14 protein-coding genes and 1 rRNA gene are annotated in these 16,793 nt (G+C 42.9%); 9 read left to right on the top strand and 6 right to left on the bottom strand.

Annotated features, from left to right (window positions below):
* Positions 1-6: 6 nt before the first annotated feature.
* From mnmE to rpmH, 5 genes are all read right to left on the bottom strand, one after another.
* A complete protein-coding gene (gene mnmE / locus GJB61_RS12685; protein ID WP_154118896.1) occupies positions 7-1,383 on the bottom strand; it encodes a tRNA uridine-5-carboxymethylaminomethyl(34) synthesis GTPase MnmE in 1,377 nt (458 codons plus the stop codon).
* A 99-nt stretch (positions 1,384-1,482) separates the two neighbouring features.
* Positions 1,483-2,217: an RNA-binding cell elongation regulator Jag/EloR gene (gene jag / locus GJB61_RS12680; RefSeq protein WP_154118895.1), complete on the bottom strand. Its 735-nt coding sequence runs from the start codon at positions 2,215-2,217 to the stop codon at positions 1,483-1,485.
* Positions 2,214-3,131, bottom strand: a complete 918-nt coding sequence (locus GJB61_RS12675; protein WP_338115792.1) for a YidC/Oxa1 family membrane protein insertase — start codon at positions 3,129-3,131, stop codon at positions 2,214-2,216. The genes jag and GJB61_RS12675 overlap by 4 nt, the downstream gene beginning before the upstream one ends.
* Before the next feature lie 86 nt (positions 3,132-3,217).
* The gene (rnpA, locus tag GJB61_RS12670; RefSeq protein ID WP_338115791.1) at positions 3,218-3,568 is read right to left on the bottom strand and encodes a ribonuclease P protein component; all 351 of its coding nucleotides are present in this window, start codon (positions 3,566-3,568) and stop codon (positions 3,218-3,220) included.
* A gap of 282 nt (positions 3,569-3,850) precedes the next feature.
* The gene (rpmH, locus tag GJB61_RS12665; RefSeq protein ID WP_036677745.1) at positions 3,851-3,985 is read right to left on the bottom strand and encodes a 50S ribosomal protein L34; all 135 of its coding nucleotides are present in this window, start codon (positions 3,983-3,985) and stop codon (positions 3,851-3,853) included.
* A gap of 673 nt (positions 3,986-4,658) precedes the next feature.
* On the opposite strand from rpmH, the gene dnaA reads away from it, so the two are divergent.
* From dnaA to gyrB, 6 genes are all read left to right on the top strand, one after another.
* Positions 4,659-6,005 carry a chromosomal replication initiator protein DnaA gene (gene dnaA / locus GJB61_RS12660; RefSeq protein WP_338115790.1) on the top strand — a complete coding sequence of 449 codons (1,347 nt, stop codon included), beginning with the start codon at positions 4,659-4,661 and terminating at the stop codon, positions 6,003-6,005.
* A gap of 195 nt (positions 6,006-6,200) precedes the next feature.
* Positions 6,201-7,343 (top strand): DNA polymerase III subunit beta, encoded by a 1,143-nt coding sequence (dnaN, locus tag GJB61_RS12655; protein WP_154118893.1) that lies wholly within the window; start codon positions 6,201-6,203, stop codon positions 7,341-7,343.
* 47 nt (positions 7,344-7,390) lie between these two features.
* Complete coding sequence (yaaA, locus tag GJB61_RS12650) at positions 7,391-7,618, top strand: S4 domain-containing protein YaaA (RefSeq protein WP_154118892.1); 228 nt, start codon at positions 7,391-7,393, stop codon at positions 7,616-7,618.
* 23 nt (positions 7,619-7,641) lie between these two features.
* Positions 7,642-8,760: a DNA replication/repair protein RecF gene (recF, locus tag GJB61_RS12645; RefSeq protein ID WP_338115789.1), complete on the top strand. Its 1,119-nt coding sequence runs from the start codon at positions 7,642-7,644 to the stop codon at positions 8,758-8,760.
* Between the two features lie 16 nt (positions 8,761-8,776).
* Positions 8,777-9,025, top strand: coding sequence for an extracellular matrix regulator RemB (gene remB / locus GJB61_RS12640; RefSeq protein ID WP_154118891.1), 249 nt, complete (start codon positions 8,777-8,779; stop codon positions 9,023-9,025).
* 47 nt (positions 9,026-9,072) lie between these two features.
* Complete coding sequence (gene gyrB / locus GJB61_RS12635) at positions 9,073-10,983, top strand: DNA topoisomerase (ATP-hydrolyzing) subunit B (RefSeq protein ID WP_154118890.1); 1,911 nt, start codon at positions 9,073-9,075, stop codon at positions 10,981-10,983.
* Between the two features lie 84 nt (positions 10,984-11,067).
* On the opposite strand, the gene GJB61_RS12630 is transcribed toward gyrB, so the two are convergent.
* Entirely contained in the window at positions 11,068-11,937 is an 870-nt protein-coding gene (locus GJB61_RS12630; RefSeq protein WP_154118889.1) for a YheC/YheD family protein, read from the bottom strand.
* A gap of 447 nt (positions 11,938-12,384) precedes the next feature.
* Between GJB61_RS12630 and gyrA the strand changes: the two genes are divergently transcribed.
* The 3 genes from gyrA to GJB61_RS12615 form a co-directional block, all read left to right on the top strand.
* Entirely contained in the window at positions 12,385-14,925 is a 2,541-nt protein-coding gene (gene gyrA / locus GJB61_RS12625) for a DNA gyrase subunit A (RefSeq protein ID WP_154118888.1), read from the top strand.
* A gap of 247 nt (positions 14,926-15,172) precedes the next feature.
* A complete protein-coding gene (locus tag GJB61_RS12620; protein WP_154118887.1) occupies positions 15,173-16,273 on the top strand; it encodes an HD-GYP domain-containing protein in 1,101 nt (366 codons plus the stop codon).
* A 425-nt stretch (positions 16,274-16,698) separates the two neighbouring features.
* Positions 16,699-16,793: ribosomal RNA gene (locus tag GJB61_RS12615) — 16S ribosomal RNA — on the top strand; the annotation flags it as partial.

Below are 16,793 nucleotides of genomic sequence, written 5' to 3'. Positions count from 1 at the left end.
TAGAACCTATTTACCTAAACAAAACTGTGAAAAAATCTGGTCTAGCAACGAGTCGGCTGCTGTATCGCCTATGATCTCGCCTAGCTGCTCCCAGGCCAGCCGTACATCGATTTGGATTAGATCAATCGGGACATGCAACTCTGCCGCCTCGTAAGCATCCATAAGCGATCTGTACGCCTTTTTGAGCAAGGCAATATGTCTTACATTACTAACATATGTCAAGTCACCCGATTCCAGCTTCCCGCCGAAAAAAAGTGTCGATATAGCCTCTTCCAATTTGTCCAAACCTTTCTCTTCCAGAATAGACATGGGTACAATGCTCGACTCTTCAAAAAAAGAAAGTAACGTTTCCTTATCCACTTTAGACGGTAAGTCCATTTTATTCATCAAACATATACATTGTCTACCCTTGAATTGTTCCATTAATGCCAATTCATCCGCATGCAGCTCGTCATTTGAATTCAGTACAAGCAGAATAAGATCCGCATCAACTACGGCAGCTCGGGAACGTTCAACGCCGATTTTCTCCACCACATCCATTGTGTCGCGAATACCCGCAGTGTCGAGAAGCTTAAGCGGAATATTATTAATCGTTACATACTCTTCTATAACATCACGTGTTGTGCCTGGAATATCTGTTACAATCGCTTTATTATCGCGCGCGAGCGCATTAAGCAGCGATGATTTGCCCACATTTGGACGGCCTATAATGGCTGTAGTAATACCTTCACGTAGAATTTTACCTTCATTAGAAGTCTTCAGTAGCTTATTGATGCCTTCCATAACCTCAGTACTTTTATCTTTAATAAATTCAGCTGTTACGGATTCCACATCATGTTCAGGGTAATCAATATTCACTTCAATATGAGCCAGCATTTCAATAAGCGAATGACGCAAGATATGGATCTGTTCGGATAGTGAACCACTCACCTGCTTTAAAGCTACCGAGAAAGCTCGATCTGATTTGGAACGGATAAGATCAATGACTGCTTCTGCTTGTGATAAATCTATACGTCCGCCCAAAAATGCGCGCTTGGTGAACTCACCTGGCTCAGCCAATCTAATCTCCTGCTGCAGCAGTAAATCCATTACTCTTCTAACCGAAATAATACCACCATGCGCACTGATCTCCACTACATCCTCTGTGGTAAAAGAACGCGGGCCTTTCATTACAGTTACAAGTACTTCTTCCATTTTCTCACCATCAACCGGACTAATAATATGTCCGTAATGAACGGTATGTGACTCCGCATCCGCAAGTGATATCCGGCTGCGAAATAATGGTGTCACCTGCGTAATAGCCTGCGGGCCGCTGACCCGGATTATAGCAATCCCGCCCTCACCTAATGCCGTTGATACGGCAGCAATGGTGTCGCTAAGCATGCTGTTATTCACCTCGTCTTATCTGCTCTTTATATTCTTATATACTAAAAAACAATGACTCCTTTCATAGGTCAAGGAGTCATTGCGGCAATATGGTCTTTACTTCAAAGTTATAACGACGCGGCGATTCGGTTCTTCACCCTTACTAAGGGTATTCACTTGCCGGTGATCCTGTAGTCTGGAATGAATAATCTTACGCTCTTGCGGAGACATTGGCTCCAGCACAACCTCTTTACGGGTACGAATAACACGACCTGCTAATCGATCAGCCAGTTCTTCTAGTGTCTTCTTGCGGCGTTCACGAAAATTCTCCGCATCAAGCACTAACCGTATAAAGCTGTCTGAGTATCGGTTAGCTACGATATTAGCCAAATACTGCAGAGCATCGAGAGTTTGTCCCCTTCTGCCAATCAACAATCCGAGATCCGGACCGGATATCTGCAGAATATTTGACTCCTTGGTATGGATGATTTCCACTTCCACCTCAAGCCCCATGCTTTTGGCGACATCCACAATGAAATGAACGGCCTCTTGGTAAGCTTCCTCCACCGGTTGTCCGGAATCTTGGCGCGGCACGCCGCCAATAGCCTCCTGTTTGCTCTCTCTTGTTGACTGCTGAGGCAGTGACGGAGCACTCGCCGCTGATGCCGGTGCAGCTTCGGTAAACAGGGTTAATTCAACCTTGGCACCTTTCGCACCGATCAATCCCAGGAATCCTCTTGATGGCTGTTCAAGTACATTGACCGTAACTCGATCCCGGTGAACTCCAAGCTGTGTAAGCCCACGTTCTACAGCTTCTTCAATGGTTTTCCCTGTCGCGACGACTTTGCTCATTTTGACTTTTTGGCCCCCTTCGATGCCTTGCCACTATTATTTTTCACAGTGCTGGAAACATTTTTGTTTTTCCCAGTGCTCGAGACATCTTTACTCTTCACGAGATTAGGACCAACATCGATGACACCGGCACCTGCAACAGCTAACTTGTTTTTACCATTGTTGCGGTATAAGAAATAGTTCTGAATAATCGTGTATATATTACTGTATACCCAGTATAAAGGTAACGCTGCCGGGAAATTGTAGGACATGACAAAAATCAGAACCGGATAGACCATCATCATAAACTGCATAGGTCCTTGCATTTGGGTCGGATTCATTTTGGTCATCATTCTGGTTTGAATAAATGTTGTCAAAGCAGCAAGTATCGGTAGAATAAACAGCTTATCTGGCTCACCAAGCTGCAACCACAAGAAGGTATGCTCACGCAAACTTGGGTTGTAGTAGATTGAATTGTATAGAGCGATAAAAACTGGCATCTGTACGATTAGCGGCAGGCAGCCCGCCATTGGATTAACCTTATTCTCCTGGAACAGGCGCATGGTTTCTTGCTGCACCTTCTCAGGTGTTTCTTTATATTTTTTCTGGATCTTTTGGAGTTCCGGCTGTATGGCTTGCATTGCGCGCGAGCTTTTGACCTGTTTCATAGTAAGCGGAAGAATCAACGTACGGACAATAATAACCATCACAAGTACGGCGAATCCGTATTGTCCATTAAACCATTTTGCGAACGTATCGAGAGCTAAAGCAAAATAATAAACAACATTACTCTGCCAGAATCCTCCATTTTTCAAATCCTCTGTAGTATGCGTCACTGAAACTGAAGATGTACATCCCGATAAAACAGCAAGCGATAAAATCAACACAGCGATGAGGAGAAACCATTTTCCTCGTCTAGTCTTCATTACAGACACTTCAAAACCCCTCTCTTGAACATTCCATTGCACCGTAAATCATACCATAATTATGAATACAAATAAACAAGCCACTTCGGGCTCCATTATTTACGGGAAGCCTTTAGTAGCTTGGCTTTGCGCAGCACATGGAGCACACTTTTTTCGAGCTCTCCGTATTCCATAGTAAGGGCTCCTTTTCTTACGATAAACACCATGTCTAGTCCACCTGCAATTTCAGGCTCGTGAAGACGGACAATTTCTTTCACCAGTCTCCTCATTCGGTTGCGGACAACGGCATTTCCCACCTTTTTACTTACTGATACACCAAGTCGGAACCGCTCCACCTCTTTTCTGCTGAACCAATACACTACAAACTGATGATTCGCAAATGACTTCCCATGGCGGTATACGCGGCTGAAGTCGGCACGGTTTCGTAAACGTAATCTTTTGTGCACGAGAATCTCCTTATTAAAAAGACCGGCCTCAAAGATCGCTCCGGAATTTTTCCTTCTAATTAGTATAGTCATTATTGAGCTGCCATAAACGGCCGCTGACCCCATTTTGCTCTACTTCATCTATAGGGGTTGAACTTCGTTGTTTCATATTTATAAGTGTATACGTAAAATAACCCCGCAAAGTATAGCCAACGCATCGAAGCGTAATCCTAACCTCTACAGAGCCCCCAGAAATAAAAATACAGTAAAAAAGACCACCGTAGTGGTCTCGGGTGGCCTTACTTACGCACTCAAAACTTTTCTGCCTTTTAGGCGACGGGCTGCCAGCACTTTGCGGCCGTTTTTCGTGCTCATTCTTTTGCGAAAACCATGCACCTTGCTGCGTTTGCTCACATTAGGTCTAAATGTCGGTCTCATGTATTGCACCTCCCTTACAGGTACTAAATTACTGTCTTATAAGCAGAAACGGACTATGCCGTCCTTTAAGTAGGGACAGTATCTACAAGTATTATCATTATAATTTGGAGACATATCCACACAGAAAACACCTTTATATATTAAAACATATTTTACGGATAAAAGTCAACCTAACACGTCCACCTTCTTCTCTCCTAAAGCTAAAGCGTTTATCCACAGCCCCGATCAGAAAAAAAGTAATCCACAGGCTTAAAAAGTTATCCACCTGTTACTAAAAAATTAAGCCAACTATTTGCAGGTGGTAATAACCTGTGTATAAAAAAATTGGAACCTTGACGTAAACTGTCGAACCATAAACAAATTATCAACAATATGTAGTGTTGTTCTTAAATATTATACACAAGTGCTTGAATTTGTGGATAAAATAGCCCTGATCATTGAAAAACAAGGGTAGTTTTGCTATGATGGTATTACTTTTGAATGTGAATAGATTTGTTTGTTCTCTATATTATCAACAAGTTGTGGATAACGTTGTGAACAATTCAAATTTATCCATATTTTTTTGTCTCTGCATATTGCATGTTGGGGATAAAACTCATCATTAACCTATTTTCTTCGACATTTCCACTCATGGCTGATGCCACATTTGGAAGATTTAAAGGAGTGACAGTCTGTGGACAGCCATACTTCCGAATTATGGCAGCAAATTTTATCGATTATTCAGACCAAATTAAGCAAGCCGAGCTTTGATACCTGGTTTAAGGCTACGAAAGCGATCACTTTCAGCACACAGGTTCTTATCATCTCGGCACCTACAACATTTGCAGTCGAATGGCTGGAAAGTCGTTACACCAAACTGGTAGGAGCTACGGTTTACGAGGTCACCGGCAAACAGGTAGACGTCAAATTTGTCATTGAGGAGAACAAGCCTTCAGAGCTTATAATTCAACAATCTGCGCCTTTTCCCGCAGTATCACGCGAAGAAGCTCAAACGCATCTGCTCAATCCCAAGTATACTTTCGACACCTTTGTGATCGGCTCAGGCAATCGTTTCGCGCACGCAGCCTCACTGGCCGTTGCCGAAGCACCAGCCAAAGCCTACAATCCTTTGTTTTTATACGGCGGAGTAGGTCTGGGCAAGACCCATTTAATGCATGCCATTGGGCATTATGTGCTGGAACATAACCCAAACAACAAGGTTATCTACATTTCGTCTGAGAAATTCACGAATGAATTCATTAATTCCATCCGTGATAACCGCGGCGAAAGCTTCCGTAATAAGTATCGTAGCGTTGACATTTTGCTTATTGATGATATCCAATTCCTCGCCGGCAAAGAATCAACACAGGAGGAATTCTTCCATACGTTCAATGCGCTCCATGAAGAACGCAAGCAAATTATCATCTCCAGCGACCGGCCTCCAAAAGAAATTCCCACACTGGAAGAACGGCTGCGCTCCCGGTTCGAATGGGGTTTGATTACAGATATTCAACCTCCAGATCTGGAGACCCGGATTGCCATTTTGCGCAAAAAGGCGAAGGCCGAGAATCTTGATATCCCTAATGAAGCTATGATGTACATAGCCAATCAGATCGATACAAATATCCGTGAGCTGGAAGGTGCGTTGATCCGGGTTGTTGCCTACTCCTCTCTAACGAACCAGGATGTAACTACTCATCTGGCAGCTGAAGCATTGAAGGACATCATCCCGTCCAGCCGCCCCAAAATGATTACGATGGGGGACATTCAGCAAAAAGTCGGCGAATATTACAATTTACGCCTTGAGGATTTCAAAGCACGCAAGCGCACTAAAGCCGTAGCCTTTCCGCGTCAGATCGCAATGTATCTATCCCGTGAATTAACGGATTATTCACTCCCTAAGATTGGCGAAGCATTTGGGGGACGTGACCATACGACAGTCATACATGCCCATGACAAGATAACACAGCAATTAAAGGTTGATCAGGAGTTGTACAAAGTGGTAAATAATCTTGCGGAGAAAATCAAAAATCCTTCCTAAATGAACTATAAGCCTATGCACAATCTATACACATGTGAATAGGCTTAGTTCCATGCGGTTTGAGAGGGTTATCCACATATTCAGTGCCCCTACTACTAATACTACTAAATAACTATAATAATTCATCATCTACAAGCGTGTTTTCAAGACACTAATAACATCACAATTTCCCATTTTTCAGCTAGGAGTGAAATCATGAAAATAAGCATTCTTAAAAATGAACTCAACGAATCCATACAACATGTATCAAAGGCTATTTCCAGCAGAACAACGATCCCTATCCTGACGGGCATTAAACTAGAAGTCACCCACCAAGGAGTGACTCTAACTGCCAGCGATACTGATATTTCAATTCAATCATTTATTCCCCTGGAGAATGACAGTCTCACCATTGTGAAAGTCGATCAACCAGGCAGTGTTGTTCTACCCGCTAAATTTTTTGTTGAAATTATCAAGAAATTGCCATCTAAAGAGATTCAGATGGAGGTAAAGGAAGGTTTCCAGACCTATATTTCCTCCGGATCAACAGAGATTCAGATTGTAGGACTTGACCCTGAAGAATTTCCTGTACTGCCGAGTATTGAAGAGAATGAGACGATCTCTATACCAGGTGATTTGCTTAAAAATATGATTAAACAAACTGCTTTTTCGATTTCTACTCAAGAAACAACACCGATCCTAACAGGAATACTGTGGAATTTGGCTGATAATGAATTTAAATTTACAGCGACTGATCGCCACCGTTTGGCTACAAGAGCTGCCCGATTAGAAGGTACCGAAAGTGTTCAATTTGCTAACGTCGTCATAGCCGGCAAAACACTCAATGAGCTTAGCAAAATTATTCCAGACCAGAATATGCTAGTGGATATTGTTGTAGCCGATAACCAGGTTCTCTTCAAAATTGACAAGGTACTGTTCTATTCACGGATTTTGGATGGAATTTATCCGGATACTTCTAGGATTATTCCGACAGCCTACAAAACAGAACTAACTTTAGATACAAAAAAACTCAGCGAATCGATTGACCGCGCTTATTTGTTGTCTCGTGAAGAAAAAACGAATATTGTACGGATGCAAACGCTTGAGAATGGCAGTATTGAGATCTCTTCAAGCTCGTCAGAGCTTGGTAAGGTCCGTGAAGAGCTTGAGGTCCTTGATTTTAAAGGTGAACCGTTGAAGATCTCCTTCAACTCCAAATACATGCTCGATGTATTAAAGGTCGTAGAAAGTGAGCAGCTGGTCATTGCCTTTACGGGAATGATGAGCCCAATTATACTAAGACCACTGGATGAAAGCCGCAGCTTATATGTCATTTTGCCTTACCGCACAACAAATTAACGCCATCGTTCACGGCCTGTGGATAAGTGGTGGAAAGGATCAAAATCATGAAAAAAATAGTTATCCACAGTGGATACATTAAGCTTGACCAGTTTTTAAAGCTGTCTGAATGTGTATCCACAGGCGGTATGGCCAAAGCCCTACTGCAAGAAGGTCATGTTCTTGTTAACGGAGAAGTAGAAGAACGGCGCGGCAGAAAACTCTACCCTGGTGATAAAATAGAGGTTCAGGATAACGGAGCTTTTGAAGTTGAAGGCGGCGGAGTTAAAGAGTAGGGCATCCGAGGAGGAACTATTTCGTGTTTGTTAAAAATATCGGCATGCAGCATTATCGCAATTATGAGCTGCTGCGTCTTGAGAGCTTGGGCGATGTGAATCTGATTCTCGGTCAGAATGCCCAAGGCAAAACAAACCTCATGGAGGCATTGTTCGTCCTGGCGATGACCAAAAGCCACCGTACCTCCAAAGACCGCGAGCTCATCTCGTTTAATGCTCCCGGAGGCTCTGCTCAAATTTATGCCGAGGTAGAACGAAAATACGGCGATCTGAAACTTGAACTGTTATTATCAGCTCAAGGCAAAAAAGCTAAGATTAACGGACTAGAGCAGCGTCGGCTCAGTGAATTTATCGGTTCACTCAATGTGGTAATGTTTGCTCCCGAAGATCTAGAGATTGTTAAAGGAACACCTGGCATTAGACGGCGCTTTCTCGATATGGAGATTGGGCAAGTGCAGCCAAGCTATTTGTTTCATCTGCAGCAATACCAGAAGGTGCTGCTCCAAAGAGGCAATTTGTTGAAGCAATTATGGGGTAAAGATGCTGCTCAAAAAGAGCTTTTGGAGATTTGGGATGTTCAACTTGTGGAGCATGGTGTTAAAATCGTCAAAAAAAGGAAACAATTCATAAAGAAGCTGCAAATTTGGGCTGAAAGCATTCACCGCGGGATTACGAACGGCGGAGAAGAGCTGAAATTGCTTTATGTTCCCTCTTTCGGGGAGAGAGACGAGGAAGATGAAGCTGTCTTATTAGACAATTTTATGTTAAAGTTATCACAAACAAGAGAACAAGAAATCAGGCGCGGCATGACGCTGACGGGTCCCCATAGGGATGACCTGTCCTTTTTTATCAACGGAAGAGAAGCTCAGGTCTACGGTTCTCAAGGACAGCAGCGTACGACAGCGTTATCACTCAAGCTGGCGGAAATCGAGCTGATCCATGAGGAAATCGGGGAGTATCCTGTGCTGCTTCTTGACGATGTTTTGTCCGAACTTGATCCTTACCGCCAGACTCAGCTTATCGAAACCTTTCAAAGCAAGGTACAGACATTCATTACCGCAACCGGTATTGAGGGTCTGAATGCCGATAAATTAAAGGGCGCCAACCTTTACCATGTTCATGATGGAAAAGTCGAGTTATAAAGAGCGGAGGAAGACCATGTATATTCATTTGGGCGGGGAAAAGATTATTCGATCCTCTGAGTTGATCGCTATATTTGATATATCGATTGAGAAATCTTCTAAGGTGTCAAAACAGTTCGTAATTCAGTCTCAGCAGGATAAGAAGCTGGAGCGGATTGGTGAAGAGGAAGCAAAATCTATAGTCGTAACGAAAAATATCGTGTACTACTCCCCCATTTCTTCCTCCACCCTCAAAAAGAGAGCCAAAATATTATTAGAAATATAGAATTCATTTAAGAACTAAAAGATAATCTGAAAGAAGTAGGTGAAGGCATGTCTATGAATCAACCCAAATATGATGAGAGCCAGATTCAGGTACTGGAAGGGCTGGAAGCGGTCCGGAAACGTCCGGGCATGTATATTGGCTCCACTAGCGCCAAAGGTCTGCATCATTTGGTATGGGAGGTCGTCGATAATAGTATCGATGAAGCGCTAGCTGGTTATTGTGACCGGATTGATGTGGTCATACATGAGGATAACAGCGTAACCGTTATTGATAATGGTCGCGGTATCCCTGTAGGTGAGAATGAAAAGCTGAAGAAGTCGACACTGGAAGTCGTTATGACTGTCCTGCATGCCGGAGGAAAGTTCGGCGGTGGCGGATATAAAGTATCAGGCGGTTTGCACGGTGTAGGTATATCTGTAGTTAACGCCTTGTCTGAGAAACTCGTGGTTACGGTCAAACGCGAGGGATTTATCTATCAGCAGGAGTATAAACGCGGTGCACCTGAGTATGAAATCAAAACTATCGGTGAAACGGATGAGACGGGTACTGCAATAACTTTTCATTCTGATCCTGAAATATTCACCGAAACAAGAGTTATAGAATATTCAACGTTGCTTACTCGTATTCGTGAGTTGGCATTTCTTAACAAGGGAATCGAGATCTCGTTGATGGATGAACGTACAGGAGTCTCTAATGTTTTCAGATACGAAGGCGGTATTGTTGAATACGTTAAATATCTGAATGAGAACAAAGAAGCCCTTCATGATGATCCTATCTACGTAGAAGGGTCTCGAGATACGATTCAGGTTGAAGTAGCACTGCAGTACAATGATTCCTATACAGAGAATATATATTCTTTTGCTAATAATATTAATACCCATGAGGGTGGAACCCATGAGTCTGGTTTCAAAAGTGCACTAACGCGTATCATCAACGATTATGCCCGTAAGACAGGTGTGATTAAGGACAGTAACTCCAATCTGACCGGTGATGATGTTCGTGAAGGTCTGACGGCTATTATTTCCGTCAAAATTCCAGAACCACAATTCGAAGGACAGACCAAAACGAAACTGGGTAACAGTGAAGTACGTGGTATTGTAGAATCGTTGTTTGGAGAGAAGCTGCAACAATTTTTGGAGGAGAACCCAGCAGTTTCGCGCAAGGTTCTGGAGAAATCCTTATCGGCTTCACGCGCTCGAGAGGCTGCTCGCAAAGCACGTGAACTAACTCGTCGTAAGAGTGCGCTTGAGGTCAGCGCTTTACCCGGCAAGTTGGCTGACTGTTCATCCAAAGATGCCTCGATCAGTGAATTGTATATCGTCGAAGGTGACTCTGCCGGAGGTTCAGCCAAGCAAGGCCGCGACCGCCACTTCCAGGCGATTCTACCGCTGCGTGGCAAGATCCTGAACGTAGAGAAAGCACGTCTTGATCGTATTTTATCCAATGCTGAAATTCGGAATATCATTACAGCACTGGGTACTGGGATCAGTGAAGACTTCGATCTTGCTAAAGCTCGTTACCATAAGATCGTTATCATGACAGATGCTGACGTAGATGGGGCCCATATTAGAACACTGCTCTTGACGTTCTTTTACCGCTACATGCGTAAGCTGGTAGATGCGGGATATATCTATATTGCCCAACCGCCGCTGTTCAAGGTAGAACGTAACAAGGTGATCCGATATGCGAATTCGGAGAGAGAACGCGATGAGATCATTGCTTCATTCGGCGAGAATGTGAAAGTAAATGTTCAGCGCTATAAAGGTCTGGGTGAGATGAATGCAACTCAGCTATGGGATACGACTATGGACCCTGAGACTCGGATGATGCTGCAGGTAACGATTGAAGATGCGATTTTGGCTGACGGTATTTTTGACACTCTTATGGGTGATAACGTGGAGCCACGTCGCGAATTCATTCATGAACATGCTAAATCCGTAAAGAACCTTGATGTGTAATTGATATAGCAGTTTAGATTAATCCCAAAAGAACCTCCGCTTCTGTTCCTAACGGAATAGTATAGCAGGAGGTTCTTTATTATCTTATTTGCACATTCGTGTAGTTTTTCTCCGGTGAGAAGAATAAGTGGCTTTAATTCCTTTCAGGCGTCCGTAAGCTAGAGCATAACGATAGATTTTACGATAGATGGATTTGTTGGGGAAACGCTTGAATACAAAAATCGCGGGAAGTGTATTGACCTCTAAAATCCACATATCATGGTGCTGATCTATAGCAACATCAAGACCAATTTCTCTGATTCTCGGGTAGACCATTTGTAATTGTCCGGCAATTTGAACACCTAATATTTTTAATTGGTTAATCATTGTACTGGTTTCAAGAGAATTCATATGATCCTTGAACAACTTATTTACGGAAAGAATAGTGCCCCCATTATGATAATTTGTGACGATTTTTTGTGGAGCTGCCACTCGGCCTAGCATTCCCGTCGTTTCCCATGCTCCTGTCGGACTCATTTGAGTAAGCACTCGTAGATCAAAAGGCCGGTTGCGGTAATGAAGCAGATCGATCCCTTTTTGAATCAGGTAGGACCTTCCTTGAAATCGATTAAGCAAAACCGTATGCATTTCCTCAAGTGAGGTGAAAACCTCAGTAGCTTTACCGTATCTAAGAATATACATTACCTGTTCTTCTATGACCTGAATGGGGTCAGTATTAATGATTTCTTGTTGATTGATCGGTTTTAGGGCTACAGTTCGTTGTTCAGCTCTCATTACACCGATACCATAAGTTCCACGGTCTGGTTTAATATAGACCGTTGTATATAATCCAAGCAGTTCCTTAAGGAAAGCCAAGTTGTATGGACGGGTATCTGGGACATATGCGGACAAAGATTGATTTTGTAGAATAACCTTTGTTTTAGCCCATTTACTGGAGACCCGTTGGATCCTCATTATTTTTCCTCCTTAAAAGTTTTGCGCAGCATCTGTTCCTCCTTAGTTTCTTCGTACAAAACTTACTTCGGAAGCATATTTTTTAGCAGCTGAAATTTTAGGACAAGCTACTTAAACAATGGTATAATATGAGGATGTGGGGCTATGTCTTATGAGACGATTTTAGGATGATATTCTTGAAATATAAGAATATTTAAATTTCAAGATATCCTTTATCCTTATATTTTTGCCGGGAAACGGATGCCATCCGTAGGGTGCGGCGCAGACGTTTCTTCTTATCTGTATAGTCTATGTACTGCGGATATTTGCGGAAAGGGCATATACCCTTATCACGGCAAAAGAAATTAATATTAGAAGATAGAAGGCTATCAGGTTTAATTGTGCTACTTTTGTGAAAGTAATATAATTATGGGTAGCGGTTTTTAACTGAAGGAGGTCCAGCAACTCATGGCTGAACAAAATAATCCGCAAGTCAAAGATCGGGACATTGGTGAGGAAATGCGTGAATCCTTTATGGATTACGCGATGAGCATCATTGTTAGCCGGGCTTTGCCAGATGTGCGGGACGGCTTGAAGCCGGTTCACCGACGCATATTGTTTGCAATGTCGGAACTAGGAATGTCCTCGGACAAACCTCACAAGAAATCGGCAAGAATCGTTGGGGAAGTTATTGGTAAGTACCATCCTCACGGTGACTCTGCAGTTTACGAAACAATGGTACGGATGGCTCAGGATTTCTCGATGCGTTATATGCTTGTAGACGGACATGGGAACTTTGGTTCTGTTGATGGAGACATGGCTGCAGCAATGCGGTATACAGAGGCTCGGTTGTCCAAAATTGCCGGTGAAATGCTTCGTGATTTAAATAAAGAGACTGTTGACTTTGAACCCAACTACGATGGTGAAGAAAATGAACCTGTAGTATTGCCATCCCGTTATCCCAATCTGCTTGTAAACGGGGTATCTGGTATCGCTGTAGGTATGGCTACCAATATTCCGCCGCATAATTTGGGTGAAGTTATCGATGGTGTACAGGCAATGATCAAGAATCCTGATATTACACCTATGGAGCTAATGGAATATATTCAAGGTCCAGACTTTCCAACAGCCGGATTTATTCTGGGTCGTGAAGGCATTCGTCAGGCGTATAATACGGGACGCGGATCAGTTACAATGCGCGCAAAGGCGACGATTGAAGAGAATAATGGCAAAGCACGTATACTTGTGCATGAGCTGCCTTACCAGGTAAACAAAGCAAGGTTAGTTGAGAAGATTGCAGAACTAGTACGCGAGAAGCGGATAGAGGGTATCACAGATCTTCGTGATGAATCAGACCGTAATGGGATGCGCGTTGTTGTTGAATTGAGACGCGATGTCAATCCTAGTGTTGTACTAAATAATCTGTATAAACATACTTCTATGCAGTCGACATTTGGTATTAATATGTTAGCCATTGTTAACAAAGAGCCAAAGATACTCAATTTACGTGATGTGCTTTATCATTATTTGCAGCATCAAATTGAAGTTATCCGTCGTCGTACGATATTTGATTTGAAGAAGGCTGAAGCAAGAGCGCACATTTTGGAAGGTCTGCGGATTGCGCTAGATCATTTGGATCAGGTAATTGCTTTGATCCGTAGCTCCCGTACGGCAGATATCGCCCGCGAAGGGTTAATGGAAACATTTAGTCTTAGTCAAGAGCAGGCTCAAGCTATCCTTGATATGCGGATGCAGCGCCTGACCGGTCTGGAACGCGAAAAGATTGAGAATGAATATAACGAGCTGATGATCAAAATTGCGGAATACCGTGAAATATTAGCTAATGAACATCTCGTATTGGATATTATCAGCAACGAGTTGCAAGAAATTCGTGATAGATATAGTGATGACCGTCGTACAGAAATCACCGTAGGGGAAGAAAGCATTCTCGATGAGGACCTTATTCCACGTGAAGAGGTTATTATTACTATCACGCATACAGGCTATATCAAACGATTGCCAGTCAGCACTTACCGCAGCCAGAAGCGTGGTGGCCGGGGTGTTATTGGTATGGATACGAAAGATACGGATTTTGTAGAGCATCTCTTTGTGAGTAACTCACATAATTATCTCTTGTTCTTTACGGATAAGGGGAAAGTATACCGGATTAAGGCTTATGAGATTCCGGAGCTTGGTCGCACTGCACGCGGTACGCCAATCATCAACCTGATTCAAATCGAGCAAGGAGAGAAGATTAGTGCCGTGATCCAGGTACAGGAAGCAGATAAAGATAAGTATCTATTCTTTTCTACCCGGGAAGGTATTGTCAAGAAGACTCCTCTAGAAGACTATAATAACATCCGTAAGGGTGGGCTGATTGCCATCAATCTTCGTGAAGAGGATTCACTAATTGAGGTTAAGCTGACCGACGGCCAGCAGAACTTGATTATTGGTACCGCACGCGGGATGTCAATTACGTTCTCCGAGAACGATGTGCGGTCAATGGGTCGCAGTGCAACTGGTGTCAAAGGCATCACGCTCGACAGCCGCGATCATGTTATCGGTATGGACTGTGTAGATAAGGATCTTGAGGTTCTGATTGTTACTTCCAAAGGTTATGGCAAACGGACACCAGCCGGTGATTATCGTTCCCAGACCCGTGGAGGTAAAGGGATTAAGACGATTAATCTTACTGAAAAGAATGGTCCAGTAGTTGGTCTGAAGGTTGTTAAGAATGACGAGGATCTGATGATTATTACAACTAGCGGTACCTTGATCCGTACAAGTATGGATGGTATCTCTACAATGGGCCGTTATGCCCAAGGTGTTAAGCTGATTAACATCCGTGAGGATGATGCAGTGGCTACCCTTTGCAGAGCTGATAAGAATGAGGAGGACGAATTGTCCGACTTAGTGGAAGGCGAAGAGGGTCAAAGTGTAACAGAAGAAGCAGGGGATACTGAGCAGCCTCAGACAGGCGCTGAGAGCGAAACGGATAACCTGGAATAACAATAAATAATGCCAAACGGAAGTTTCTTATAAGAAACTTCCGTTTTTTTTGAAATATCAATCGAATGTTTATTTATATTCTTAAAGATAGCTCCATTTCATACTAGTCGCTTGCATTTATCCGTACTATAATCAAATACATAGAGTACCCAGGTGTCTGAGCATGCATCAGTCGGCCAATAAATTACCCGTATCATAAATGGGGTTCCTTCATGGCTTAGGTTATAGAAATAAAGGGGCTGAGCATATGCCAAACATAATGGTTGGAGAAGTTAAACCAGGTTCAAAGATTTTAAAAGATGTAATAACACCTTTGGGAGGAACTTTGTTCACTAAAGGAAAAGTATTATTACCGCGGGATTTGGATATTTTGCAAGCCTTCTTGATTCAACAGGTGGAGATCGAGGGCAGTGAAGGTGAGGCGAAAACTTCCGATCCTCTAAAAGCAGCTTCCAAACCAGCACCGTCTAAAGCAGGGTCCATAATAAATGAATCAGTACTGGCTAAAAGCAATTCCCCTCTTCATGATGAATATGACAAAATGTTAGCACTCATTAAAAAAAGTTATTTTTCCGTTGCAGCTGCGTCTCTTCCCATTTTTGAATTGCGGAGCCAACTAGAAATATTAATTAGTCATTTAAAGGATTATAGTATCCTGAAGTTTGCACCACGTACGCTAAATGATCAGGACTATAACTATCACAATGCAGTACTGTCGGCATTAACATCCTACAAGATAGCCCAGTGGTGTGGATACCCACAGAAAGACTGGATGCAGGCTGCTTTCGGGGGCTTGCTGCATGATATTGGGAATGTAAAGGTGGATGCCTCGCTTTTGCAAAAGCCAGCCAGTCTCAACAGCGCTGAAATAGAAGAAGTGCGCAGACATACTACCTATGGATATCAGTTGTTACGCAATGTAACGGCAATCAATGAGGGAGTCAGACTTGCGGCCCTTCAGCATCATGAGAAGGTGGACGGTTCCGGTTATCCGCTTAGGCTTGAGGGCAATCAGATTCATTTCTATGCCAAGATAGTTGCGGTGGCGGATATATTCCATGCAATGACTCTGGAAAGAGCGTACAGAAAGGCCAAGTCTCCTTACTTGGTATTAGAGCAGTTACTGACAGAGAGCTTTGGCAAATTGGATCCGGTTATTGTTCAAACCTTTATTCAAAAGACCACAGAGTTCTATAATGGAACAAGAATACGTTTAAGCGATGGTCGACATGCAGAAATCATATTCACAGATCGTAATAACCCCACGCGGCCTATGGTGCAAGTGGAAGGTAAGATAGTTAACTTAGCACAGGAACGTGAGTTACATATTCAGGAGATTATAGCTTAATGTATCTATAGAGGGATCTTATAAGTAGCTGTACTTTATCAATGGTTGATGGTGAATACTCAGCAACGGATAAGTACAGCTATTTCTTTGAAGACAATATTCAAATAAAGCTTGCAATGGATCTCCAATCATGATATATTCTAAGTCCGGCCGAGAGACATCAACGCCGAGCACGAAAATGAAATAAAAAAAGTGCTTGCATTACACGAATGAATATGATATATTATAAGAGTTGCTGGTGAGACATTAAACGCCGACAACGAGAACTTGATCTTTGAAAACTGAACAACGAGTGAGTGGGATTTTACGAAAGTAAAATCCAAAAGAAGATGAGTTTCACGGCATTTATGCTGAGTGAACTTGTCGGTTAGAGAATGTAAATTCTCGTCAGATGTTTCAAAATGAGCAATCGCTCTTTTCAATACAAATTGGAGAGTTTGATCCTGGCTCAGGACGAACGCTGGCGGCATGCCTAATACATGCAAGTCGAGCGGAGTTTTGTTGAAAGCTTGCTTTCAAC

The organism is Paenibacillus monticola, assembly GCF_009664975.1.
Classification (GTDB): Bacteria; Bacillota; Bacilli; order Paenibacillales; family Paenibacillaceae; genus Paenibacillus_AQ; species Paenibacillus_AQ monticola.
Note: the sequence above shows the minus strand (reverse complement) of the source record. Positions and strands in the feature narration are given on the sequence as shown.

Excerpts from the sequence above, each read along its gene's own strand:
- jag (WP_154118895.1), bottom strand. The coding sequence starts at position 2,217 with ATGAGCAAAGTCGTCGCGACAGGGAAAACCATTGAAGAAGCTGTAGAA.
- dnaN (WP_154118893.1), top strand. The coding sequence starts at position 6,201 with ATGAAAATAAGCATTCTTAAAAATGAACTCAACGAATCCATACAACAT.
- yaaA (WP_154118892.1), top strand. The coding sequence starts at position 7,391 with ATGAAAAAAATAGTTATCCACAGTGGATACATTAAGCTTGACCAGTTT.
- mnmE (WP_154118896.1), bottom strand. The coding sequence starts at position 1,383 with ATGCTTAGCGACACCATTGCTGCCGTATCAACGGCATTAGGTGAGGGC.
- GJB61_RS12630 (WP_154118889.1), bottom strand. The coding sequence starts at position 11,937 with ATGAGGATCCAACGGGTCTCCAGTAAATGGGCTAAAACAAAGGTTATT.
- rpmH (WP_036677745.1), bottom strand. The coding sequence starts at position 3,985 with ATGAGACCGACATTTAGACCTAATGTGAGCAAACGCAGCAAGGTGCAT.
- remB (WP_154118891.1), top strand. The coding sequence starts at position 8,777 with ATGTATATTCATTTGGGCGGGGAAAAGATTATTCGATCCTCTGAGTTG.
- gyrB (WP_154118890.1), top strand. The coding sequence starts at position 9,073 with ATGTCTATGAATCAACCCAAATATGATGAGAGCCAGATTCAGGTACTG.
- GJB61_RS12620 (WP_154118887.1), top strand. The coding sequence starts at position 15,173 with ATGCCAAACATAATGGTTGGAGAAGTTAAACCAGGTTCAAAGATTTTA.
- gyrA (WP_154118888.1), top strand. The coding sequence starts at position 12,385 with ATGGCTGAACAAAATAATCCGCAAGTCAAAGATCGGGACATTGGTGAG.